This window comes from Eudoraea sp. (genome assembly GCF_039969275.1).
Classification (GTDB): domain Bacteria; phylum Bacteroidota; class Bacteroidia; order Flavobacteriales; family Flavobacteriaceae; genus Eudoraea.
In genome coordinates this window covers 617,189-642,204 of sequence record NZ_JBDVOC010000010.1, presented here as the reverse complement: position 1 = coordinate 642,204, position 25,016 = coordinate 617,189, and the positions used below count along the sequence as shown (strand labels likewise).

Here is a 25,016-nt window from a genome sequence, read left to right as displayed (position 1 = left end):
ATTTTTATTTTTTGCTTATTACTTTGATCGTTTTCTTTACTTTTTCGGCTATAATTCGGGCCTCATTTATATCCTCATGTATAATAGTTACATGCCCCATTTTCCTAAATGGTCGTGTCTCCTTTTTACCATAAATATGAGGTGTAACCCCGCTTAGTTTAAAAATATCTTCAATATTTTGATAAACAACTTCGCCGGTATGCTCTTCATCACCAACCAAATTAACCATTACCCCTGCCAATTTACTATCTGAACATCCAAGAGGAAACCCAAGGATGGCTCTTAGGTGCTGTTCAAATTGATTTGTATAACTGGCCTCTATACTGTAATGACCGCTGTTATGCGGTCTGGGTGCTACCTCATTGACTAAAATCTCATCCTCTGATGTTTGGAACATTTCAACTGCCAGAAGGCCTACGTGCTGTAATTTTTCAGACAACTTTAAAGCGATCTTCCTTGCTTTATCAGCAACTTTTTTGTCAATTCTGGCCGGGCACAGGACATATTCAACCTGATTGGCTTCCGGATGAAATTCCATTTCCACTACCGGATAATCGATTACTTCGCCCTGGACATTTCTCGATACTATAACGGCCAGTTCATTTTTAAAAGGGATAAGATCCTCAGCAATACATTCTACATTGGGAAGGTTTTTAAGATCATCCAGGGAACGTACAATTTTTACGCCTTGACCATCATATCCAAATTGAGCACTTTTCCATACAAAAGGAAAAGCAATACCTCCATGAGCAACACTATCCTTTATTTCACTTGTATATGCAAATCTGGAAAAAGGTGCCGTAGGAATTTGATTGTCAATATAGAATAACTTCTGTTTAGCCTTATTTTGAATAGTGCGAAGTACCCTTGAAGAAGGATAAACCGTTTTGCCTATTTCCTCCAACTTTTCAAGAGCATCTAAATTTACATTTTCAATTTCAATAGTAAGTAAATCTACTTCTTTTCCAAAGTTGTAAACTACATCAAAATCCATCAAACTGCCCTGAATAAATTCATTACAGGCAATTTTGCACGGGGCCTCGGGCGATGGATCCAGCACTTTGGTATAAATGTCAAACTTCCTTGTTTCATACAGCAGCATTTTACCCAACTGACCTCCTCCAAGAATGCCTAACTTAAAATCAGAAGAAAAGAAATTCATGAACTTATACTTTCTCAGGTGAATAAGATTATTTTGACTGGCTACAAAAATACATCTAAATGTTAGAATCTGCTGCCCTAAGCTTAAAAAAGAGAAAGCAAAATACTATCTTTGCCATCCTATAAAACCGATACCATTGATAAAGCTGCATGATAAATTGTTTAAGCCATTTCTGAAAGAAGAAGAAATACAACTTGCAATTGAGAGAATTGCAGCTGAAATCGCTAAGGACTATAAAGATGAGGTACCCATATTTGTTGGGGTTCTTAATGGGGCCTTTATGTTTATTTCTGATTTATTGAAATGTTATCCCTATCCATGTGAGGTTTCATTTGTAAAACTGGCTTCATACAGGGGCCTGATATCTACAGGAATTGTAGAAACACTCTTAGATCTTCCCGAAAATTTGGAGGGGAGAAGTGTAGTTATTATAGAAGACATTATTGACACCGGGAGGACCCTGCAGGAATTGGTCCATTTATTTGCAAAGACGAATGTCAAGGAGTTTAAAATAGCAAGCCTGTTTTATAAACACGAAATTTACAACGGAGAATATCCTATTGACTATATTGGAATAGAAATTCCAAATAAGTTTATTGTAGGTTATGGGCTGGATTATAAAGAACAGGGAAGAAATTTAAGAGATGTATACCAACTAAACCAAAACCATATGATTAATCTTGTACTTTTTGGAAAACCAGGAGCAGGTAAGGGAACACAAGCTGCTTTTTTAAAGGATCAACATAATCTATTGCATATTTCTACTGGAGATGTTTTTAGATATAATATTAAGAACAATACCGAACTGGGAAAGTTGGCACAAACCTATATGGATAAGGGCGAACTGGTTCCGGATGAAGTTACCATTAAGATGCTAAGGGATGAAGTTGAGAAACATCCTGAAGCTAACGGATTTATTTTTGATGGTTTTCCCAGAACCGTAGCCCAGGCAAAAGCACTGGATAACTTAATGGATTCAAAGGAAATGCAAATTGACGCAACTATTGCCTTAGATGCCAATGATGAAGAGCTTATTCAGCGCTTATTGGAAAGAGGTAAAATAAGCGGCAGAACGGATGATCAGGATGAGGATAAGATTAGAAATCGCTTTGAAGAATACAATCAAAAAACAGCTCCTCTTAAAGAGTATTATCAAGCTCAGGATAAATTCTATAGCGTAAATGGTATTGGAGCCATAGAAGAGATTACGGAGCGCCTTGGCACCGTAATTCAGGCGATACAGGTCGAAGGATGATCTGAATAAGAACATAGGCCAGATTATACTGCTACCATTTTTAAAACGAATATTGAGCGATGACCGAAGGGAATTTTGTGGACTATGTAAAGATGTATGTTACCTCAGGTAATGGGGGTAAAGGATCCATGCATTTGCACAGGGAAAAATATATAACAAAAGGCGGGCCCGATGGAGGTGATGGCGGTAGAGGTGGTCATATCATTATTCGCGGTAATGAAAACCTTTGGACGCTCCTTGGGTTTAAGTTTAAACGGCACTTTAAGGCCGGGCATGGTGAACATGGGAGTAAAAACAGAAGTACGGGTGCCGATGGAGCGGATGTATTTTTAGACGTACCGCTGGGAACGATTGTGCGCGATTCGGACACCAATGAATTGCTATTTGAGATTACAGCACACGGAGAAGAAGTAATTGCGGCTGAAGGAGGTAAAGGAGGTCGTGGTAATTGGCACTTTAAAACAGCTACAAACCAAACCCCCAGGTACGCACAACCTGGTATCCCCGCACAGGAAAAACAATTAACCCTTGAACTTAAAGTTTTGGCAGACGTAGGATTGGTTGGATTTCCCAATGCCGGAAAATCTACATTACTATCAGTATTAACATCTGCAAAACCTAAAATAGCGGATTATGAATTTACTACGCTCAAACCGAACTTAGGAATTGTTAAATACCGCGATTTTAGGAGTTTCGTAATGGCAGATATTCCTGGTATCATAGAGGGAGCGGCAGAGGGTAAAGGATTGGGGCATTATTTTCTAAGACATATAGAACGCAATTCCATTCTACTTTTTTTAATACCTGCAGATAGTAATGATATTAGTAAAGAGTATGAAATTCTCTTAAATGAACTAAAAAAGTATAATCCAGAACTTCTTGACAAAAACAGATTGGTAGCAATCTCCAAGTCGGATATGCTGGATGATGAGCTAATTGGGGAAATGAAAATTCAATTAGATAAGGATTTAAAGCAAACCCCTTATATATTTATCTCTTCGGTATCAGAATTGGGTCTTAATGACCTTAAAGATGAGCTTTGGCAGCTATTAAACGATTAAATAATACAATTTTCAGCTTCCCTGTTTTTTTTCTTTATTTTTATATAAAATCGCTTATGAGAAATATAATGATCTTATTGGTTATTGTATGCGTGCTTTCCTGCAGCACGGTAAGGGTAAACTATGATTTTGATAAAACTGTGGATTTCACCAATTACAGCACTTACAATTATTATCCTGAAATGCAAACCGGTCTGAGTGATTTGGATTCAAAGCGCCTTTTTAATGCGATCGATTCAACTATGCAAATGCGCGGAATTTTATTATCCGAGGAACCGGATTTTTATATCAATATTCAAAGCGAATCTTTTGCAACTCCAAATAACAGCACTGTGGGTGTAGGCGTAGGCGGCACAAGTGGCAATGTAGGAGGGGGCGTTTCTATTGGAGTTCCCTTGGGTGGTTCTAATCTGGAACGGGAATTAATTTTTGATCTGGTAGATAGCCAAAAGGATGCCTTGTTCTGGCAGGCAATAAGTCTTAGTAATTTTAGCGAGAATAATTCCCCAAGAACCAGAGAAAGGAAGCTTAATGAAATAGTAACCAAAGTATTTTCAAAGTATCCCCCGGTCATAAAGAAAGACAAAAGAAAATAGACTAAAATTGCTTGTTAATGCTCTTGGACTACCCTAAATAAAGCCTCCAGATTACAAAAATAGCGCCGTTCACTTCCTCAATTCTACCGTTTGTCAGAAGTTGGATTCGCTATTTCTTATTAGGTAATATGTTTATGTGATTATTTTGCATTCCCTTCTGTAACAAAAAAGTAATTTTCTATACTAATGGAAGTATATAATTTCACATTATTGATAAGTATTAACTCGAAAATCATTTTACTATGAATTTAAACTTTAAAATATTTAGGCCAGCTATGTCTCTGGCCCTTTTCCTTTTGGGAGCAAGTATCTTTGCACAGGACGCAGTGGGTTCCTGGAAAGGAAACCTTGCCGTACAGGGAACTGAGATGCCATTGATATTCAATATAATTGAAACGGATGGAAATTACTCTTCAACAATGGATAGCCCATCCCAGGGAGCAACAGACATTCCAATGGATGAAACTTCTGTTTCAGAAAATGAGTTAACCATTATTTTTAAACAAGCTGGAATTAAATATGTAGGAAAGATTGAAGGAGAAAAAATGGAGGGTACCTTCTATCAAGGTGAAAAGGGACTTCCCTTGTTGCTTGAAAAAACAGTTAAAACTATTCCTGGAAATCCGGAATTAGTTAGTTCCGATGAAGAATTAAACAAGATGGCTGCAATGGATAGCGGTAATTACAGATATACCGTGGAAGATTATTTTGCAAAGCCTAAGGCTTCTACTTTTAGATTTTCTCCGGATGGAAAATATATGTCTTATCGCGAAAAAGATGATAATGGAAAGCGTCATATTTATGTAAAAGAAATATCAACAGGTACAATAACACGGGCAATTGAAGAAAAAGAAGAGTTGGTTAGGGGTTACGGTTGGGTGAATAATGAGCGCATGGCATATTTGATGGATAACGGAGGAGATGAAAATTATCATGTGTATGCCGTCAATCTGGATGGTTCAGATCTTAAAGATTTAACTCCTTTTGAAGGTGTGCGGGCACAATTCTCCGATTTATTGAAAGACGATAAGGACCATATTATTGTTCAAATGAATAAAAACAATCCTCAGGTATTCGAACCATATAAGATTAATGTGGTAAACGGGGAATTAAAACAACTCTACAGTAATGAAGATGCTTCTAATCCCATCTCAGATTATGATTTTGACAAAGAAGGAAATTTAAAAGCATTCACCAGGATTCGGGATGGAGTGGAACAGGATATCTATTATGCAACTGAGGAAGGTAAATTTGAGCTTTTCAAAAGTCTTAATTGGAAAGACGCCTTTGGGATTTTACAATTTAATTATGCCACTCCAAATCCGCATGATGCTTACATGGTAACTAATTTGGAAAGTGATAAGTCAGAAATTGTCCTTTATGATCTTAAAGAAGATAAACAAATAAAAAAGATATTCAGTAATGATAAATATGATGTTTCTGACATAGCTACTTCCAGAAAAAGAAATTGGGAGTTAGATTATTTTCAATACGAAGGGGAGAAACAAGTTATTGTTCCTGTAAGTGATTATTACAAGAAATTACACACCAAATTTGAAAGAAAATTTGAAGGCAAACAATATAATATAGCAGATTTTACTGATGACGAAAATAGCTATTTGATTTTTGTTGCCAGTGATAAACTTTATGGGGTTTATTACTCCTACGATGTTAGTAAAGATGAGTTTAAAGAGCTATATAACTTAATGCCACAGCTTAAGGAGCAGGATATGGCAGAAATGCGCCCAATCACATTCAAAAGCCGAGATGGCATTACCTTACATGGATACATTACCCTGCCTAAAGCTGCCTTAAGTGGCCAAAAGGTTCCTGTAATTGTAAACCCTCACGGAGGTCCACAAGGTATTCGAGATTCCTGGGGATTTAATCCGGAAGCGCAATTATTTGCAAGCAGGGGTTATGCTACCCTTCAGGTAAATTTCAGGATCTCGGGCGGGTATGGTAAAGAATTTTTAGAATCCGGATTTAAGCAAATAGGAAGGAAAGCTATGGATGATGTAGAAGATGGTTTACAGTACGTAATTGATCAGGGATGGGTAGATAAAAATAAAGCAGCTATTTATGGAGGTAGTCACGGTGGATATGCTGTATTAAGAGGATTGACTAAAACGCCCGATTTATATGCCTGTGGTGTAGATTATGTTGGTGTATCCAACCTATTTACTTTTATGAAAACCATTCCACCATATTGGAAACCTTATCTTAAAATAATTAAAGAAATTTGGTACGATGAGGATATTGCTGAAGAGAAAGTCATCATGGAGGAAGTCTCCCCGGTCTATCAAATAGACCGCATTAAGAAACCCTTATTTGTAGTACAGGGAGCTAATGATCCCAGAGTAAATATAGATGAGTCAGATCAGATAGTGAGTGCTCTTAGGTCGAAAGGATATGATGTTCCTTATATGGTTAAATATGATGAAGGTCACGGCTATGCCAAAGAAGAAAATTCAATAACGTTGTATAAGGCTATGATGGGTTTCTATGCCACGCATCTTGGGCAGCAGGAAATTGAACGGCCTCTAAAGGACTAATCATACTACGACACATATATTTTTAAATATTATAGAAAAGGAACCATTTGGTTCCTTTTCTTTTTTTCACTGCCTTTATCAATTCACCTTTCATGTTATTTTGAAGGACCGGATGAGTATATAAAAAAGACGGAAGTTTATTGAACTAAAAAACCTCCGTCTTAATATTACACAACCATATGCTACTGCTGCAGCAATGGAGCATATTTATCCTTATATCCGATAAGCACAGCTACATTTAATATTAGTAATACCAGCGCACCCATAATATTTTCAGGGTCCAGAGTTGCATGGAATAAAACTGCATTTACAGATACACTCATTAAAATTAATGCCAATAAAGCTCCATATTTGTTGAAAATTAAAGCAATTCCGGACACAACCTCAACAATAGCTACCATGGTGAGTGTTTTTGAGCTCATTAGTGCTCCAAAATAGGCTCCGGCATCACCCGTTGGTGCTTCCATTGGAATAAAATTTAGAAATTTGTTGAGTCCGAAAACCAGGACAAACAGCCCAAGAAGTATTCTTAGGACCATAAAGACTTTTGAATTCATAATATTTGGTTTTTGTTTAGATCTAAAACTAATAAGAAATTTTGATATTGAACAAAATTTAACTTGGGGGGTAATTTAAACAAAGCTCAGATAATACTTTTGTATGGGTCATTTTTATCTTTTATCAAACCTCCGGTAATTTTTAAGGTTTATATTTCGTTTACGACATAGTAGTTGGGTAAAGAGAGATAATGTGAGACACTTAATTTTCATTTTAATTTTTTTGGTTTCTATTGGTTCAGAAGCACAAAGAGTTTCCCCGGATATAACCTATTCAATGGGCGCCGGTAATTACAAGCATGCCAGTGAATTATTATTACAACAACCCAACCTGCATTCTAATCCTGTTTTATTGGACAAGTTGGGTGAATCTTATGCATATCTGGAAGAATGGGACAAGGCTGTGGAGATTTATAAAAAACTTACCATCTTAATTGAGGATAACCCTTCCTATTTTTTTAAATATGGTGGCGTTTTGGCAAAAAAAGCCCAAAACAGTAATCCTTTTGTTGGACTCACTCTTTTAGGGCGTATAAAATCGAGCTTTAATAAAACCCTGGTTCTAGACCCGCGTCATCCAGGAGCGCACTGGGCTCTGATAGATCTCTATGTTTCATTGCCTGGAATTGTTGGCGGAAGCTATAATAAGGCTTACGAATTGGCAAAAGAACTCCGGAAGATTTCACCTCTCGACGGCTATTTGGCCCTTGGCTATGTATATGAATATGATAATGAACCAGCTAAGGCCAAGACAAGTTATTTTGAAGCGTTGGCTTTGGTAAAAGAAGATAAATTATTTGAAAGAAATCAATTAAATTATCAGATTGGTAAGGTATGTAGTGATTATGGCATTCAATTAGATACAGGAATTAAATATATGACCAGATATATTGAGAACCATTCTATTAAGGATGGTGTGCCGATGGAATGGGCTTATTATAGGATGGCACTTTTGTACCGGAAAAAAGGAAACAAACAGAATTCCTTATTTTGGATAAACAAAGCCTTGAAAAAACGAACTGATTTTAAAAGGGCAAAGGAAGAAAAACAAAAAATTCTTGCTTTAAATGGGTAGATTTTTGATCTTAATTAAATGATATGTCTGTTTTATTAAAGTGATTTTAATAAACCGCCATCAATGGGAATATTCGTTCCTGTTATATACGCCGCTTTATCCGAAGCAAGAAAAGCAACCAAATATCCGTATTCAATGGGATCCCCAATACGTTTTATAGGTACCTGATCTTCCATGGCCTTACGGACTTTATCTAAAGGGATACCCATTTGTTCCGATTTCTTTTTATTCAAATCTGTGATCCGCTCCGTGTCAAAATATCCCGTTAAAATATTGTTTACCGTAATTTTATCAGGAGCAACCTCATTTGCTAATGATTTTGCCCATGTAACCACTGCAGCCCGGATAGTATTTGAAAGTGCCAAATAACCCAATGGTTCCTTTACAGATATTGAGGCCACGTTAATTATACGTCCCCATTTATTTTGCATCATGTGTTTTAAAGCCAGCTGCGTGGTATAAACAACAGACTTAAACAACAGGTCGAAGGCCACCTGATAATCCGCAATATCTTTTTCTAACGCACTGCCCGCAGATGGCCCCTGTGTATTATTTACCAGGATGTCTACCTTATGAGTTTCAAAATATTTTGTGATTTTTTTTTGGTAACTATCAAAATCCGTAAAATCTACAACCAGATAGCTATGAGGGGGTCCTTCATTATATGCAAGCCCCTTTACAATAGTGTTTAATTTATCTTCACTTCTGGCCATAAGCGTAACAATGGCGCCACTTTCCGCCAACTGCTCGGCAATTGCTTTACCAATACCACGGCTGCTGCCACCAATTAAAGCTCTTTTGCCTTGTAATGAAATCTGCATAAAACTATTTTTTAAAAAGCTTTAAATTCGAATGTTTTTAAATGCCTATTTGTATTCTTCCCTAACGGGGCTAAAGATATCCATTAACTTACATGGCGTTAAGGCCTTACCACTATGTGGGGCAAACGGCGGAATAATTACCAGATCATCTGGTTTACAGAGTTTAGTAAGTCCATTGACCGTAAACTCAAAAGTACCTTCTAAAACCTGCATAATTTGTTCATTTTTATGAGAATGCTCTGGTACTATGGCACCCTCTTCCACTTCCCAATAGGCTAGAGTCATATTTTCTGTATGTATCATTTTGCCATGAAAACCAGGCATAATTTCTTTTGTTTCGATGTCTGTTAATACTAAATTCATGAGACACTAGTTTTTTTGTTTTTTTAAAAGATACATATGTTCATTGAGAACATCTTCTTTAGGTAAGGTCCGTTTGGGCTTATAAATGGCCGAAAGACTAAACGTATCCTGATGGTCTATTAATTCATAACCTTTTAGGTTTGCATAAAACTCATCAGGAACGGTTTGATATTGAAATCGCTCATTTTTTTCCAGATTATCTTCTACGTAATCGATCAGTTTTTTAAAAACCAATTGCTGTTCCAATTGTGGCACGAAAGAAACACTTCCAAGATATTCATCAGGTTCTTGAATTTTATAAAAGAGTTCGAAAAGCTGTTCTGTATCTTCTTTACTTAAAAAGAAAAGCACTCCTTCCAGCAGGATAAAGGATTTTTTTCCATTTTTCAGAGTTAAAAGCTGCTCATAAAGTTTATCCTGTGATGCAAGATTAAAATCGGCTTCCAAATAGGTTATGTTCCTGCCGGGTAATTTCCCGGCCTTTTCCCATTTAGCAGTTATTTCCTTTTTGTGCGCTACCACATCCGGTTTGTCAATTTCAATAAAGTGAAGTGAATTTTCTATCAAATAGGGATACATACTGAAGCCACAGCCAAAATTGATAAGAACTTCAATATTATTTTGGACCAGGAGTTTGTTCACAGTATCATAAAAATAACGGTTGCGTAAACAGTGCGCATAAGGTTCATAGGAAGAAACAGAGGCGCTGTAGCGATTGGCATAATCCATAATACTGCTACTGGACCATAGATGGGCATACCTATCTTTGCTTAGAGCTACATCACGCATTCGAAAAGAAGCGGTAACAAAAGCAGTTTCATCTATGTTTATTTTGGTGTTCAATTTCTGGAAATAAAGTATCTTACTAAGATAGAAAGATTCTGAGTGATATAATGATTTGAGTTGCACTTTTCAATGCCTATCTTTAGCATCTAATTTTATTGTAAATGCGCATACATTTTATTGCAATTGGAGGCAGTGCCATGCATAATCTGGCCCTGGCTCTGCATCAGAAAGGGTATACTGTTACCGGCAGTGATGATGTAATATTTGAACCCTCTAAAAGCAGATTGGCAAAACAAGGAATCCTCCCTTCACAGTTTGGTTGGTTTCCAGACAAAATAGCAACTTCTTTGGATGCCGTAATCCTTGGAATGCATGCCAAGGCCGATAATCCTGAATTGATAAAAGCCAAACAGCTTGGTCTAAAAATCTATTCTTATCCAGAATTCCTCTATGAACAATCTAAACACAAAACTCGTGTTGTTATTGGAGGAAGTCATGGAAAGACTACCATTACATCAATGATCCTTCATGTAATGAATTATCATGGAAGACAGGTAGATTATATGGTTGGTGCTCAATTGGAGGGATTTGACCGCATGGTGCATCTTACTGAGGAAAATGATTTTATAGTTTTAGAAGGAGATGAGTATCTTTCCTCTCCTATAGACCGAAGGCCAAAGTTTCACCTGTACAGACCCAATATTGCCTTGTTAAGTGGAATAGCATGGGATCATGTCAACGTTTTTCCCACTTTTGAAAATTATCTGGAACAATTTCGGATTTTTGTTGACAGTATAATTAAAGGTGGGAGTATTGTGTATAATGAGGAGGATGTAAATGTAAAAAGCATCGTTGAAGCCTCGGCAAATTCAGTACGGAAACTTCCTTATTCTACTCCAGATTTTTTTGTTGAACACGGGAAGACTTTTTTAAATACCGGGGAAGGTCCAATGCCCCTCGAGATTTTCGGACATCACAATTTGAATAACCTGGCTGGGGCAAAGTGGATTTGTCAAAACATGGGAATTGATGAGGAAGACTTTTATGAGGCAATTCCTTCTTTTAAAGGCGCTTCAAAACGCCTGGAAAAGATTGGTGAAAGTAATAATACGATAATCTATAAAGATTATGCTCATTCGCCTAGTAAAGTGGCAGCAACCACAAAGGCGGTAAAAGAACAATTTCCGGATCGAAAACTGATTGCTTGTTTAGAACTACATACCTATAGTAGTTTAAATGCTGAATTTTTAAAGGAATATAGGGGGTCTTTAAAAGAAGCAGATGTATCTGCGGTATTTTATATTCCTGAATCAGTCAAAATAAAGGGTTTAGCCGAAATAACGAAAGATCAGATAGGGCAGGCATTTCAACAGCAAGACATTAATATTTTTACCAATAGTGCCGCCTTTAAAGAATTTCTTTTTAAACAGGATGTTACTAACAGCATCATATTATTTATGAGTTCCGGAAACTATGGTGGCCTGGATTTGAAGGAGATCGTAAACATGATTGAAATTAACTAACCCTGTGTAATTAATTATTACTCTCCTTTAAACACGTCTGTCAGACCCCAAATTGCCGGAGATGGTGATCTAGATGCTTGTATTCCAATTTACCCCATTGTTCAGGGGTAAAATCGCCAAAAATTGGATGTGCGTTCCAGTCCTTTTTATCTCGCAGGCTATATAGCTCTTTAACTAGTTCCTGTAACTTTTTATGTTCAACCTCAAATTCCTTTTCTTCTTTAGCCTTAGCAAAAGGCGTGGTTGGTAAGTTTTTTCGCCAGGGCTTATCACTGTACATAGACTTTTTAAAGAACCAGCTAATAATTGGATTTCCCCGTTTGGTATATTTTTTATTCTTTATCGCGTCTTTAACAAAAACCTGGCAATGCCATAGCATTTGGCCAACGCTCATTTTACCCCATAAACCTTCTGAATCCGGACTTAGTTGGTTAAATCGTTCTTCAACTTCTTTAAATGAAGATTCATCAAATATTGATTTCATGAGCTCTTAGTTAGGATTTTATGAATGAAATTTACAATATTTTTTTTTGTTGATTATCTTTAGGCCATGCAACAAAAACCTTCTTCTTTTTCCATTAAGAATTGGTCTGACGATGACAAACCAAGGGAAAAATTAGTGCATAAGGGGCGTTCGGTTCTTTCTAATGCCGAACTTATTGCTATTTTAATAGGTTCAGGGACCAAAAATGAAACAGCAGTCTCTCTTTCTAAAAGAATTTTGGCCTCCACTAATAATAACCTTAACGAATTAGGTAAGGTATCCATAAAACAATTAATGAAATTTAAAGGTATTGGTGAGGCCAAGGCCGTATCTATTGCAGCGGCTTTAGAGATAGGCAGAAGGAGGCAAAATGAGAAGACGATGGAGAAGGCACAGATCTCCGGTAGTCAGGCGGTTTTCGATCTTTTACAACCCTTGGTTGCAGACCTTCCTCATGAAGAGTTTTGGATTGTTTACTTAAATAACTCAAATAAGGTTATTCATAAAGCTCAATTGAGCAAGGGAGGTATAACTGGCACTTTGGTTGACGTTCGTTTAGTTATGAAACAAGCACTGGAATTAGGGGCAGTGTCCTTAATATTAGCCCATAATCATCCATCGGGGGCACTAAAACCGAGTGAGGCGGATAAAAAAATTACAAATAAACTTCAGAAAGCTTCGGAAGCCATGGATATTAGGGTACTGGATCACGTAATTATTACCCAAAACAAATACTATAGCTTTGCCGACAATAATTTGATATAAATATGCTTTTAATATATACTCATAAAATTACTTCACGTTTCAGTTATACCATGAAGCAGGTTTTTACAAGGATACTTGGGATAGATATCATTTTCACCACAAAGGTTGAGGATTTTATCAAACATACCGGCCCCAAGATCACTTACAGTAAACAACCTTTACAGAATGAGTTTTTTGTCAGAAGTAATGAACTGTTATTTGTACATGGGATAAATGATTTACAAATAACTTTTGAAGACTGGGAGGGTACTCCTTGTTTTTTCAGGACAAATGAACCTAGTGTCATTCCCTATGATATTTTTTCTGCAAGCTTTTATCTTTTAACTAGATATGAAGAGTATTTACCATACCTAAAAGACACGCATGGCAGATTTCCACCATCAGAAAGTATTGCTTCTACTTATAACTTTTTGCAATTACCTCTTGTGGATATTTGGGCATACAGAATTCTTGATAAGCTTAAAGAACGTTTTCCTACGGTAGTTAGTAAAAAACGAAAGTATCAACATACTTCTATTATTGATGTTACTTCATCACACTGTTTTGCACACAGAGGTGCTATGAGAAGCTTAGCCGGATTGTTGTATGACTTAGGGACTTTTAAATTGAAGCGTGTTGTGCAGCGCACTTCCGTATGGCTAAAGATCAAAAAAGATCCTTATAATAACTACGTCAGCTTAATAGAGATTCAGAAGAAATATCAAATAAAAAGTATATTCTTTTTTCAGTTCGCCGATTATTCAACCTATGATAAAAATGTTTCACCCGAAAATAATAATTTTAAATACCTGATTAAATCTGTGGCAGACTATAGCCTGGTATCTCTGGCAGCTTCATATAGTTCTTTTAGGGATATTGAATTATTAAAAGAAGAGAAAAAGAGGTTATCCAACGTTGTAAACAGGCCAATAAATTATTCAAGGATGAGATATAACAGGGTAGATATTCCTCAGACATACAGAAACCTTGTAGAAGCCGAATTTACAGATGATTACACTATGGGATATACTCATGAAATGGGCTTTAGAGCAGGTACATGTACGCCTTTTTATTTCTATGATATTACAATGGAAGAAAAACAACCCATTAAAATTCACCCATTCGCCGTACATGACTACGCCTTACTTAATTCCAATTCTGAAGATGAAGCACTTGAGAAGATTCGTATTTATTATGATCAGGTAAAAAAGGTAAATGGGCACTTTGTTACCATTTTCTCTAACGAATTATTGGGTGGAGATCAGAAGATTAATTGGTTAAGTTTATATAATAAAGTAATTGAGAAGTATCATGTATAGCCAAAATATTTCGGATATATTTTTTGACTTGGACCATACACTTTGGGATTTTGAAATGAATTCGGCGCTGACATTCAAAAAGATATTTGACGAAGTCGAAGTTGATGTGAATCTTTCTAAATTCTTAGAAATCTATGTACCGGTGAATCTCGCTTTTTGGAAATTATATCGAGAAGATAAAATCAAGAAACCGGAATTGCGTTACCAGAGGTTAAAAACAACTTTTGAAGCAATACAATACAACATTGAGGATGAAGTAATAGATATTTTATCGACGGAATATATTGCTAAACTTGCAACATACAACAACCTGTTGCCTTATACAGTTGAAATTCTGGATTATTTAAAACCAAAATATAAACTGCATATTATTACAAACGGATTTGAAGAAGTGCAGACCAGAAAACTGGTAAACGCAAATATTTTTGGATATTTTGACCAGGTTATTAACTCGGAAATGGCCGGAGTAAAAAAACCAAATCCTGAAATTTTTGAACTCGCACTAAAAAAGGCTAATGCCGCGGCGGATAAGTCACTTATGGTTGGTGATAATATTGAAGCAGACATACTAGGTGCTAAGGCTGCAGGATTTCATGCTTTGCATTTTAACGCTCATAATGACCCGAAACATGAACATTGTGTAATGATTCATAATTTGAGTGAAATAAAAAACTATTTATAGAGTTATAAAGGGGAGAATAGTATAGGAGGCAAATACCTATTTAGGTGGTTTCAGTAAATAATTAACCATTTCATAACTGGTATATAGCAATGAAATATATCCCAAAATATCTTTATACACTTATTATGTGTGCTGCAATCTTAAGTTCCTGTGTGGATAAGCAGGATTTTGATCAGCTAGATAATCTTAATGTTACTCCAACCGCAGAAGCCAGTATTCTTTATGTTGAGACCCCTGAACGAATCATTAATCAGGTATCCGGGACAAACTTTTACTCTCAAACATTTAATTTCGATGCTTTTAGCGAAGAGTTTTTTGCTGATAATGTCTTGGATGGTGTTGTAACCTATGAAGTGGAAAATACTACAAGTAAACCTCTTGATATCACATTTGAATTTTTAGATGATGCAGGGAATTCTTTGGATTCTGAAAATTTTACCGTTAATGCCGCCCCGACCGCAATATTACGACGTGAAATTGCTTATGGACCGGCCGGCAGGAGCCTTGATATTATTAGAAATACGTCTGCCATTAGAGTAAGTGCCACAAATTTAGGTGATAATACCAGTGTATCTACTTTGCCCAACCCAACGGTTTACTTAAGGTCCAGTGCTAAATTCAGGATTGGGCTAAAATGATTCGAAACCTGGTCCTTTTTATTACTCTCATCGCAGGGTATATGACTATCCATGCCCAAAATAAAGAGGTGCTATATGATTTCATTGAGATTCCGCAGGCTTTAATGGTTAATCCGGGAATGAATACAATTTATAATTGGTATGCCGGGGTCCCTTTAATATCTGGTATTTATGTGCAGGGAGCAACAAGTGGACTTACGGTAAATGATATATTTGCTGCTGATGGGCTTGATATTAATCAAAAAGTAAGAGATCGTGCATTGAATTCATTGAGTAAACGCGATGAAGTAAATGGAATATTTCAAGTTGATATATTAAACGGTGGATTCCGTGGACAAAAGGACCCGGCTAATTTCTTCTCATTTGGAATGTATGTTGAAGGCTACGCCTTAAATTATTGGCCAAAAGACCTGGCAATTTTAGCTTATGAAGGAAATGCAGACAGATTAGGGCAAAGATTTGATCTAAATGATCTTAATACCAGTGGTCAATTTATAAATGTCTTGCATTTCGGAATTAATAGACAAATAAAAAATAATCTCACTTTGGGTGCCCGGATCAAATTGTATTCAGGTATTGTAGATTTTAATTCCACAAACAATAGCGGCTATTTCGAGACCACAGTAGGTCAGAATAACTTGTTGCGAAACACCCTGGTTTCAGATATGCGATTAAGAAGTTCAGGTCTGGATGCTCTTTTAGATGCCAATGATAATGGTGGAGGTATAGGAAGTTTACTAACAAAAAGAGGGCTTTTTGGAGGTGATCCCGGGCTTGGTTTTGATGTTGGAGTTACTTATAATCTCAATAAACAAACAGTAATTACCGGAAGTCTTTTGGATATCGGATTATTATATCACACCTCTGATGTAACTAATTATACTCTTGAAGGGAGTGCCTCTATTGAGGGGGTTGAAATTATTTTGCCAGATGCACTTAGCGATCCTAATGCCGATTTTTGGGAAGATCTGGTGAATGAAATTGAAGAGTTAATTCCTTTTGAAGAGAACAGTAAGAATTATGTAACTTTCAGGCCGATAAAATTTTATTCGTCCATTCGTTATAATTTTGGTAAGCAAGGAGAACCAACTGCAGCTTGCGATTGTGACAATCAAACTGATAGCGGTGATAGATCTTTATATTATCTGAACAGTGTCGGAGGGCAATTATATGCGATAAACAGGCCACGGGGTCCGCAGTTTGCAGTAACGGCATTTTATCAAAGAAGATTTGCTAAAGTTCTTGCACTAAAAGCGACTTATACCGTTGATAAATTCACGGCTTCCAATATAGGTTTAGGCATGAGCCTCCAGGCCGGACCTGTGAACCTCTATATTATGGGAGATAATTTATTGGCTTACGGTAATATTGCTGACGGCAACTACGCTTCTTTTCAATTAGGATTAAATATCATATCTTGGGAGAGAAATTGATATATAATTTAAATGAAGAATATATTTTCCTGCCTTTTTTTAGTTTTTGTATTTTCATATGGACTGCAAGCCCAATTAAATGATTATAAATATATAATTGTACCAAAAAGTTTTGAGGGTTTTAAAAATGAAAATCAATATAAGACCAGTACTCTATTAAAACATCTCTTTACAAAAAAAGGATTTGAGACCTATTATGAGGATGATCTGCCTTCAGACTTAAATTCCAACAGATGTCTTGGCCTATTGGTAAAATTGAATCACAAATCTAGTATGTTCGCAACTAAAGTTACGATTACTCTGGAGGATTGTAATTCTAAAAAGATATATACGAGCCTGGAAGGCACGAGCAAAGAAAAGGATTACATATCGAGCTATAAAGAAGCCATAGAAATGGCTTTTGCATCAATTAGTGCCCTTGCGTATACTTATAATCCTGTTCAGAATAAAAGCGCCACGAACGATGCCATAATACCCAAAACTAAGGAAGAAAGTGTGCAACCAGTGACTATGGGGGAACAACCACCTATCCCAAATCAAAAGAATTTAGAGCAATCTGGGATGGATGCAAATCCCGTAGCAGTAGCGGCGGTGGTTGAAACAGCTACGGTAAGCACCATTGCAGCCAAATCAGAGTCCAATGTATTGTATGCACAAGAAATACCTAATGGTTATCAACTAGTGGATAGTACCCCAAAAATTCGTTTGAAAATATTTAGTACATCTATGCCGGAGGTCTATATTGGTATAAATGAAGAAGGAAATGGTATTGTATATAAACACGGATCCCAATGGTATTTTGAACATTATGTTTCCGATAAATTACAAATTGAAGAACTTAATATTAAATTCTAGTATTTACCCTTCCATCTTTTTTCTAGAAATTCTTTAAGCGCAGTTTCTCTTTTATTATTTCCAGGGATGTAAAAAGAAGTCCCTTTTATTTCGTCGGGCAAAAATTCAAGCTCTGTAAAATTATCCTCAAAGTCATGCGCGTATTTATAGTTTTCACCATATCCCAGGTCTTTCATTAACTTGGTAGGAGCATTCCGTAGGGGTAAGGGAACAGATAAATCTCCAGTTTCATTAACATTGGCTTGAGCTTTTTTGATAGCCATATAACTAGAATTGCTCTTCGGTGAAGTTGCCAGATAAATGGCACATTGGCTAAGAAGAATTCGGGCCTCTGGATATCCAATAGTACTAACAGCCTGAAAAGTAGAATTGGCGATAACCAAGGCAGTAGGGTTGGCCATACCTATATCTTCAGATGCGGATATCAATAAACGTCTTGCAATAAATTTCACATCTTCTCCGCCTTCTATCATTCTGGCAAGCCAATAGACGGTACCATTCGGGTCACTGCCGCGAATAGATTTTATAAAAGCAGAAACAATATCGTAATGTTGTTCCCCTGTTTTATCATATAATACAGTGTTTTTCTGGACCTTATGCATTACCAGTTTATCGGTGATAACAATATCCTTTTTATCTTCAGAGGTGACCACCAGTTCGAATATGTTCAATAGTTTTCTACCATCACCTCCGGAAAGCCGCAAAAGTGCTTCTGTTTCTTCAAGTTTAATATTTTTCGACTTCAGCATTATATCTTCAGCCATAGCTCTTTGTAATAATGCTTCTAAGTCTTCTTTCCCAAAAGAATTAAGTATGTAAACCTGGCAACGCGATAAGAGGGCCGGAATAACCTCAAAACTGGGATTTTCTGTAGTTGCCCCAATGAGTGTCACCCAGCCTTTTTCCACGGCCCCTAATAAAGAATCCTGCTGTGATTTACTAAATCGATGGATCTCATCAATAAATAGAATTGGATTTTTAGAAGTGAATAAACCACCACTTTGCTTTGCTTTATCTATTACATCCCGGATATCCTTAACCCCGCTGTTTATAGCACTTAAGGTATAAAATGGCCGCTGGCTTTCATTTGCAATAATATGTGCCAAAGTGGTTTTCCCGGTCCCCGGTGGTCCCCAAAGAATTAGTGATGGAATGTTTCCTTTTTTTATCTGGATGGTTAAAGAACCATCTGTACCAACTAAATGGCGCTGACTAATATAATCCTCAAGAGTTTTTGGACGTACACGTTCTGCAAGTGGTTCATTCATATGATAAATGTAATAAATACGTTTATACCCTGTACGTTAACTTAATTTATAATAAGTTGGTAAATCTATAAGCAAAAAGATTACCCTGACAATTTATCATGTTTTGTATTTATGGCCAATAATTTGAGGAAATAAAGTATATTTTAATATTATGTCGGAGGAAACCTATTTTAAATTTTCAAATAAAGTGCTGCTAGTTCCTATGATAGCGGTATTATTAATTTGGACTGTTTTTTGGGTGGAGATTCGATTTCAGATCAATTTAAATCAGTACGGCATATTTCCACGCAGTTTAAAGGGATTAAGAGGCGTACTTTTTAGTCCGTTTATACATGGATCAATAGAACATCTCTACAATAATACCATACCTATTGCTATTCTAACCGCTTCTTTGGTCTATTTCTACAGAAGCATCTCTTTAAAAGTATTGTTCTGGGGAGTACTACTATCCGGTTTGTTAACCTGGATTATTGGCAGACCATCCTATCATATTGGAGCCAGTGGTGTAATCTATGTGTTGGCCAGTTTTATATTTTTTAAAGGGATTTTTACCAAACATTACAGGCTTGTGGCGCTTTCATTGATGGTAGTATTTATTTATGGAAGTTTATTGTGGTTTATATTTCCTCTGAAGGATGATATTTCCTGGGAAGGTCATTTGTCCGGGTTTATTACGGGTTTGTTCCTTGCTCTTTTTCTAAAGGCTAAAATACCGACAACCAAAAAGTATGCCTGGGAATTGGAGAATTACAATGAAGAGGAGGATGAGTTTTTAAGGCATTTTGATGAAGATGGCAACTTTATTGAAAACAAAAACGAAGTTGAAAAATCAGAAAACCCCGCTTTCAAAATAACGTACCACTTTAAAGAAAATAGAACTAAAGACAAGCCCAATTAAACTACATTGCCCTTTGCCTTAGGGCTTCATACAAAAAAACACCGCAGGCCACTGATACATTTAGAGAGGCAATTTCACCCATAAGAGGCAGCTTTGCTTTGTGATCTACAGTTTTAAGAATTGAAGGGGATATCCCGGAATCCTCTGAACCCATAATAATGGCGCAGGGGACTTTAAAATTTATATTGTAAATACTGTGTTCCGTTTTTTCCGTAGCCGCAATTACCTCTATTCCGGAACCCTGCAAATAAAAAACAGCATCTTTGAGATGATCTATTTTAGCAATTGGCACTTTAAAGGCAGCCCCTGCTGAGGTTTTAATGGTGTCTTCTGTTACAGGTGCGGCGCCTTTTTTTTGAATGACAATTCCATCAACACCTGTACATTCTGCTGTTCGTATAATCGCCCCGAAGTTTCGTACATCAGACAATTGATCTAAAAGAAGAAACAGAGGAAATTCTTTCTTTTGAAGTACGTCTTCAACTAAGGTTTCAAAGTTGTGGAATTCAATGGGTGAAATATTTGCAATTACACCCTGGTGGTTGTTTTTGGTAAGTCTGTTGAGTTTTTCTACCGGGACAAAGGAGAAACTAATTCCATTTTCCCGGATCAGGGATTCTAATTCTTTATATAGACTCCCTCCAAGACCTTTTTGAATAAATATCTTATCTATAGAGCTTTTAGAATTAATAGCTTCAATAACGGCCCTTATGCCATAAATGCGGGAAGTTTTTTGCATGCCTTAAAGATAGATAAATACAATCCATTAATAAGGACTGTTTTGACTTATTCATGGGATAATTACCCGATAATATTTCTGGTATATAGTCTATCCTGAAGGGTAATAGTTTAGAAGTTTTGATCATTAAAACCCAAGCGCTTCAATTTCCGGGGCATCTTTATTATAATGATAGCCTCTCCAGAAAAAACCTTCCGAACTTAGTTTCCAAACAACTTCCCCACCCTCTGTGACTTCCCAAAAACCAAAATCTCCTTCGGTGATTAATCTATTCCCATTAGGTAATGTCACCGCTCCGGAAACTTTAGGGGAATACAATTCGGGATCTGTAAAACTCCAGACTATCTCGGGTTCATTGTTCGTATTAGGTAGTAATTCAAAGATATTGGGAAATTGCAGTTCATAAACCACAGATTGTTCGGTATTATTCATATTGTTGACAAAAATCAACATATTCTTTTGTCCTGAAACTTCTGTATCTATTAAATTAGGAAAATGGTTGTTATAGAACAATCGATCACCCATAGAATTATTGTAAGCTGTAGGATTGCCAAAACGGTAGACCAAATCACCTCCTTTTTCGTAATTACCACCTGTACTAGAAGTCGCTTCCATAGTATTTGTACTATGATCTATGACCCAAACTTCATGGAAAAAGTTTACACTCATAAAAATCAGATCATTAACTTCATCATAGGCTATACCGTTGGAATGCATAATATCACCGTCTTCTTGTTGTTGGGTATAATTAAAATTTATCAATTGAGGATTATCCGATATGATTCCAAAGTTTTCCTTGGTATCATCATAGTCCTGAACGAGATGGTCCCATGAATGCCATTCCCATACAATCTGATCTGTCTTAGGATCTATTTCAATAATTGCTTCAGTATAAATGTCCCGGTTATGGACCGAACCATTAACGATTGCAACCTGAACGGGCATTCGTTCCCAGACCAAAGCAATTATATTACCATTTGGCAGCAATTCCACGTCATGGTGTGTTATATAGTCTTCTGTTGAATAATCGAAGTTCCAATCAATTGTACCGTCTTTTTGAATAAACTGAATTTTTCCTCCTTTGCCTCCGAAGGTAATTAAGGGCGTATCAGCCTCAAGAATTGCAAGTAATCTGTTATCCGGCAAAAGGAAAACATCATTTCCTATATTATTTCCCAATGGCCATTCAAACAATAAATTGGCATTTTTGTCAATTAGAAATGCCCTGTTACTATTAGCGTCATTAACAAGTATATAGCTATCAAAAACAAGATCTGGATTTATGAAGTCTGTACTACCATCAAAAACTGCTGCTGTATCCTCATCTTCTCCTGAATTTGAATCGTCCGTTGAATCCGGATCTTCAGTAGTTTCGGGTTCAATATTGAAAGAATCATCATTTTTACAGGAAAGGACGACAAAAGCCAGAAAAATGAGCAATATGAGTGAAGTAATCCTTAGGTTCTTCATAAAAATAAAATGTACACAAATTTACATCATATTAACGAAAATGAGATCTTAATTAACAAAACAAAAAGCTATGAGTCAATTATTTGCATAATCTACCATAGCTTTTAAGATATAAATCTGAAAGTATCTTCAGAATAAACGAGACACTTCCAGATTAAGTAATTAAATTAGTTAACACATGGTGCCGGAGCTGGTCCGTAACTACCATAGAATCCATCAGGAGATGTAAGATCGAACGAATGTTCTCCTTCAAAGGCTCCAGAAGTATATGAAATAATCAATTCTGCTCCATCCGGCACATCTATTTCATGAATTTTTCCAAAACCATCTCCTCCTGAAACTGTATAGTCAGTTGCACTTCCATCAATTTCAAAAGTAAGGAAAGCACCATCCCAACCGTCTCCATAGCTATCCATTAAATCAGCGATCCATGTTCCACCAACAGTTGCATCAGTTATCGGAGCACATTTTATCAAAACAACAAAACTATATGACTGAAACTGTTCCGATTGCCCCGTAATACTGGCACTAAAGTTGTCTATTGTATAAACTGAGCCGTCGGTTCTAGTGGAAGTACCCAAAAAGCGAATAAAATCGCCCGCAGCAATATCTGCTGTAGTTAGACCTAATACGGATGCTATTTCATCATAGGTAACAGAAATATCAGTAGGAAAACTGGTTACAGAAACTACCGCTGCAGGACCTGCAACAATGTCGCCCCCACGTTCAATCTGAACCGCAAGATCATAGGAAGCCACATTACCGCGCCGATCACTAACAGTCGCTTCGAAAACAGCATCTGGTACTTCAGTAACAGGAACAATGGTCTGATATCCTTTTATTCTTACATAGGCCGGTATGTTATCCGGATCTTCATGTACCACTAAAGGGTCTTTGTCATCATCACGACAGGAAGTAAATGCGAGGGAAACTACAAGTAAACCTAAAATGATTTTATTTATATTTTTCATATTTTTCATTTTTTTCATATTTAAATAGATGTATTAATTTACAAAACCTGGAGGGTTAGTATCCCAGAATACAGCAGTATCCGGTTCTGCTTTCTGAGTAATGTTGGAATTATTATCAGCAGCTGTCTGTGGATACCACATAGATCGAACAAAAGTTCCAGGGTTTTCTACTACAAAGGCAGGAGTTAAATTATCTGGTTGTCCTGTTCTTCTGTATGTATTGTAGGCTTCCATACCATTACACCAGGAAGCAATAAACACCTGTTCTGCAATGATTCGCAATTTTCCGGTAGCATCGGCGGCATCATAAGCAGCCAGGATTTGAGCTACGTGCGCATCTATTGTGGCAGGAGTAGCTTCAAAACCACTACCTGTAGCCAAAGAGGCACCAAAGGCTGCTACTTTGTCCATAGATTGTCTCACACCAGCTTCCAAATATGTCCTTGCGTCACCCGTGGTCGACAGGGTCAGAGCAGTTTCGGCTAGCATTAAGTTCGTATTTGCAGAAAGGAGGAATGGCGAGACTCCTGCGCCAGCCAGACCTTCACTTACGGCTGCAGACCCTGATACAAGTCGGAATGAATTGTCATCAAAAGGACCCCCTATAGGATATGTGCCATGTAGCGTACGGAAAGCGTCATCTGGTGGAATACCGTCATCGTCCATGTGATTCCTACCCCACGCACCATCATAAGCATTTAAATTTGGTACTGTACAGTATTGAGGGAAACCGGCCCACCAGGATGGTATACTTACTTCTGTAACACATTCCTTGGTGACTACATCGGCTCCGGAAAAATCACTTTGCTGTCTGTAAAAGTAATAGCGGGTTCTGGGATCAATGTTAATGTATTGATTCGCCATCAAATCCATAAAGTAATTACATGTGTAGTAGTCAGAACTGGGACCAGCACCATCGTAATTGGCGTCAAAATAAGGATGTCTGCTATCTGGAGCCGCATTGGCTGTGCTCCACTGAAACTGTAGGTCGTCAGCATAATTTAATATTAACTGTCCCTCAGCTACCAGGCTGTTTATTAGAGACGTAGACTCTGCCGTATTAACCAATCTGGTTTGTACTGCCAGCTTTAACCTCATAGTGTTAGCTGCTTTTCGCCATTTACCTTCGTCACCATCGTAGAACAGGTCATTGGTGGGTAAAGCTATTTCTGCCTTCTGTAAATTAGCGATAGCATCTACTAAAAGCTGGTCGGCCGCTTCATAAATAGAAGCTCCCGAATCTATAGCAGGATTGAAAATGCCCTCTTCACCACGTGCTGCTTCAGAATAAGGAACGTCTCCGAATAAATCAACAAGGTTGGTTATCAAATAAGCTTCTAAAATCTGACCTATCGCAATATGTGTAAAGCGTCCGGATTCTTCCGCTACAGGGTTCATTGTTCTTATATCTATCAAAACCCCGGAATACGCGTCTTCCCAAACCTGGTCAAAATCAGATGGTTCATACAATTCTCGGTAAGTAGGACCAAATCCGTGTTGAATACGAACCGGTTCCATCCCAAACTGTGCCAAACCATTCTCTGCACGTCCTTCAGTGCCGGAATGAATGTTTGCAACTTTAATCTGAATAGCATTCAGGAAAAAATCAACATCCGCCTGAGCCGGGTTTAAAAAGTTTGGATCCGGCTGAACACCTAGTTCGGTGGTTTCGCATCCATTTATTAGTAACATTGATGTGGCAACAAAGGCCAAACCAATAAACTTATACCTATTTTTCATAATATTCTTTATATTTTTCAT

General features: G+C 37.0%; 24 protein-coding genes. 13 read left to right on the top strand and 11 right to left on the bottom strand.

Going from position 1 to position 25,016, the window contains the following annotated elements; all coding sequences use genetic code 11:
* Nucleotides 1-4 precede the first annotated feature (4 nt).
* A complete protein-coding gene (locus ABJH90_RS10800) occupies nucleotides 5-1,162 on the bottom strand; it encodes a 5-(carboxyamino)imidazole ribonucleotide synthase (RefSeq protein WP_348139180.1) in 1,158 nt (385 codons plus the stop codon).
* Nucleotides 1,163-1,298: 136 nt separating this feature from the next.
* Here ABJH90_RS10800 and ABJH90_RS10795 point away from each other — a divergent pair, with 136 nt between their 5' ends.
* From ABJH90_RS10795 to ABJH90_RS10780, 4 genes are all read left to right on the top strand, one after another.
* Nucleotides 1,299-2,417 carry an adenylate kinase gene (locus ABJH90_RS10795; protein WP_348139178.1) on the top strand — a complete coding sequence of 373 codons (1,119 nt, stop codon included), beginning with the start codon at nucleotides 1,299-1,301 and terminating at the stop codon, nucleotides 2,415-2,417.
* Nucleotides 2,418-2,476: 59 nt separating this feature from the next.
* Nucleotides 2,477-3,478 carry a GTPase ObgE gene (obgE, locus tag ABJH90_RS10790; protein WP_348139176.1) on the top strand — a complete coding sequence of 334 codons (1,002 nt, stop codon included), beginning with the start codon at nucleotides 2,477-2,479 and terminating at the stop codon, nucleotides 3,476-3,478.
* A 56-nt stretch (nucleotides 3,479-3,534) separates the two neighbouring features.
* Nucleotides 3,535-4,074 (top strand): DUF4136 domain-containing protein, encoded by a 540-nt coding sequence (locus ABJH90_RS10785; RefSeq protein WP_348139174.1) that lies wholly within the window; start codon nucleotides 3,535-3,537, stop codon nucleotides 4,072-4,074.
* A 242-nt stretch (nucleotides 4,075-4,316) separates the two neighbouring features.
* Nucleotides 4,317-6,629, top strand: a complete 2,313-nt coding sequence (locus tag ABJH90_RS10780) for a S9 family peptidase (RefSeq protein WP_348139172.1) — start codon at nucleotides 4,317-4,319, stop codon at nucleotides 6,627-6,629.
* Between the two features lie 182 nt (nucleotides 6,630-6,811).
* On the opposite strand, the gene ABJH90_RS10775 is transcribed toward ABJH90_RS10780, so the two are convergent.
* Nucleotides 6,812-7,186: a DoxX family membrane protein gene (locus ABJH90_RS10775; RefSeq protein WP_348139170.1), complete on the bottom strand. Its 375-nt coding sequence runs from the start codon at nucleotides 7,184-7,186 to the stop codon at nucleotides 6,812-6,814.
* Nucleotides 7,187-7,379: 193 nt separating this feature from the next.
* On the opposite strand from ABJH90_RS10775, the gene ABJH90_RS10770 reads away from it, so the two are divergent.
* Nucleotides 7,380-8,261 carry a hypothetical protein gene (locus tag ABJH90_RS10770; protein WP_348139169.1) on the top strand — a complete coding sequence of 294 codons (882 nt, stop codon included), beginning with the start codon at nucleotides 7,380-7,382 and terminating at the stop codon, nucleotides 8,259-8,261.
* A gap of 35 nt (nucleotides 8,262-8,296) precedes the next feature.
* Here ABJH90_RS10770 and ABJH90_RS10765 read toward each other — a convergent pair whose 3' ends face one another.
* Genes ABJH90_RS10765 through ABJH90_RS10755 form a run of 3 tightly spaced genes read right to left on the bottom strand, consistent with a single transcriptional unit; the run spans nucleotide 8,297 to nucleotide 10,288 of the window.
* Nucleotides 8,297-9,082, bottom strand: a complete 786-nt coding sequence (locus tag ABJH90_RS10765; protein WP_348139167.1) for an SDR family oxidoreductase — start codon at nucleotides 9,080-9,082, stop codon at nucleotides 8,297-8,299.
* 45 nt (nucleotides 9,083-9,127) lie between these two features.
* Nucleotides 9,128-9,445 carry a cupin domain-containing protein gene (locus ABJH90_RS10760; RefSeq protein ID WP_348139165.1) on the bottom strand — a complete coding sequence of 106 codons (318 nt, stop codon included), beginning with the start codon at nucleotides 9,443-9,445 and terminating at the stop codon, nucleotides 9,128-9,130.
* Between the two features lie 6 nt (nucleotides 9,446-9,451).
* On the bottom strand, nucleotides 9,452-10,288 hold the full coding sequence (locus ABJH90_RS10755; protein WP_348139163.1) for a class I SAM-dependent methyltransferase: 837 nt from the start codon (nucleotides 10,286-10,288) through the stop codon (nucleotides 9,452-9,454).
* A gap of 104 nt (nucleotides 10,289-10,392) precedes the next feature.
* On the opposite strand from ABJH90_RS10755, the gene ABJH90_RS10750 reads away from it, so the two are divergent.
* Nucleotides 10,393-11,754, top strand: coding sequence for a Mur ligase family protein (locus tag ABJH90_RS10750; protein WP_348139161.1), 1,362 nt, complete (start codon nucleotides 10,393-10,395; stop codon nucleotides 11,752-11,754).
* A 40-nt stretch (nucleotides 11,755-11,794) separates the two neighbouring features.
* Here ABJH90_RS10750 and ABJH90_RS10745 read toward each other — a convergent pair whose 3' ends face one another.
* Entirely contained in the window at nucleotides 11,795-12,238 is a 444-nt protein-coding gene (locus ABJH90_RS10745; protein ID WP_348139159.1) for a DUF1569 domain-containing protein, read from the bottom strand.
* 66 nt (nucleotides 12,239-12,304) lie between these two features.
* Here ABJH90_RS10745 and radC point away from each other — a divergent pair, with 66 nt between their 5' ends.
* The 6 genes from radC (at nucleotide 12,305) to ABJH90_RS10715 (ending at nucleotide 17,909) form a co-directional block, all read left to right on the top strand.
* Nucleotides 12,305-13,003, top strand: a complete 699-nt coding sequence (gene radC / locus ABJH90_RS10740; protein ID WP_348139157.1) for a DNA repair protein RadC — start codon at nucleotides 12,305-12,307, stop codon at nucleotides 13,001-13,003.
* A gap of 2 nt (nucleotides 13,004-13,005) precedes the next feature.
* Nucleotides 13,006-14,301: a polysaccharide deacetylase family protein gene (locus ABJH90_RS10735; protein WP_348139155.1), complete on the top strand. Its 1,296-nt coding sequence runs from the start codon at nucleotides 13,006-13,008 to the stop codon at nucleotides 14,299-14,301.
* The gene (locus ABJH90_RS10730) at nucleotides 14,294-14,983 is read left to right on the top strand and encodes a YjjG family noncanonical pyrimidine nucleotidase (RefSeq protein WP_348139153.1); all 690 of its coding nucleotides are present in this window, start codon (nucleotides 14,294-14,296) and stop codon (nucleotides 14,981-14,983) included. Before ABJH90_RS10735 ends, ABJH90_RS10730 begins: the two co-directional genes overlap by 8 nt.
* Before the next feature lie 89 nt (nucleotides 14,984-15,072).
* Nucleotides 15,073-15,621, top strand: coding sequence for a hypothetical protein (locus ABJH90_RS10725; RefSeq protein WP_348319616.1), 549 nt, complete (start codon nucleotides 15,073-15,075; stop codon nucleotides 15,619-15,621).
* Nucleotides 15,618-17,054 (top strand): DUF5723 family protein, encoded by a 1,437-nt coding sequence (locus ABJH90_RS10720; RefSeq protein ID WP_348139149.1) that lies wholly within the window; start codon nucleotides 15,618-15,620, stop codon nucleotides 17,052-17,054. The genes ABJH90_RS10725 and ABJH90_RS10720 overlap by 4 nt, the downstream gene beginning before the upstream one ends.
* Nucleotides 17,055-17,066: 12 nt before the next feature.
* Nucleotides 17,067-17,909: a hypothetical protein gene (locus tag ABJH90_RS10715; protein WP_348139147.1), complete on the top strand. Its 843-nt coding sequence runs from the start codon at nucleotides 17,067-17,069 to the stop codon at nucleotides 17,907-17,909.
* Here the strand turns inward: ABJH90_RS10715 and ABJH90_RS10710 are convergent.
* Nucleotides 17,906-19,177 carry a replication-associated recombination protein A gene (locus ABJH90_RS10710; protein ID WP_348139145.1) on the bottom strand — a complete coding sequence of 424 codons (1,272 nt, stop codon included), beginning with the start codon at nucleotides 19,175-19,177 and terminating at the stop codon, nucleotides 17,906-17,908. The genes ABJH90_RS10715 and ABJH90_RS10710 overlap by 4 nt on opposite strands.
* A 151-nt stretch (nucleotides 19,178-19,328) precedes the next feature.
* Between ABJH90_RS10710 and ABJH90_RS10705 the strand changes: the two genes are divergently transcribed.
* The gene (locus tag ABJH90_RS10705) at nucleotides 19,329-20,075 is read left to right on the top strand and encodes a rhomboid family intramembrane serine protease (RefSeq protein ID WP_348139143.1); all 747 of its coding nucleotides are present in this window, start codon (nucleotides 19,329-19,331) and stop codon (nucleotides 20,073-20,075) included.
* Nucleotide 20,076: 1 nt separating this feature from the next.
* Here the strand turns inward: ABJH90_RS10705 and rlmB are convergent, their stop codons facing one another.
* The 4 genes from rlmB to ABJH90_RS10685 all read right to left on the bottom strand — a co-directional run bounded on the left by rlmB (nucleotide 20,077) and on the right by ABJH90_RS10685 (nucleotide 25,016).
* Nucleotides 20,077-20,814: a 23S rRNA (guanosine(2251)-2'-O)-methyltransferase RlmB gene (gene rlmB / locus ABJH90_RS10700; RefSeq protein WP_348139141.1), complete on the bottom strand. Its 738-nt coding sequence runs from the start codon at nucleotides 20,812-20,814 to the stop codon at nucleotides 20,077-20,079.
* Between the two features lie 126 nt (nucleotides 20,815-20,940).
* Nucleotides 20,941-22,284, bottom strand: coding sequence for an aryl-sulfate sulfotransferase (locus ABJH90_RS10695; RefSeq protein WP_348139139.1), 1,344 nt, complete (start codon nucleotides 22,282-22,284; stop codon nucleotides 20,941-20,943).
* A 167-nt stretch (nucleotides 22,285-22,451) separates the two neighbouring features.
* Complete coding sequence (locus tag ABJH90_RS10690; protein ID WP_348139137.1) at nucleotides 22,452-23,255, bottom strand: hypothetical protein; 804 nt, start codon at nucleotides 23,253-23,255, stop codon at nucleotides 22,452-22,454.
* Between the two features lie 33 nt (nucleotides 23,256-23,288).
* Nucleotides 23,289-25,016 (bottom strand): SusD/RagB family nutrient-binding outer membrane lipoprotein, encoded by a 1,728-nt coding sequence (locus tag ABJH90_RS10685; protein ID WP_348139135.1) that lies wholly within the window; start codon nucleotides 25,014-25,016, stop codon nucleotides 23,289-23,291.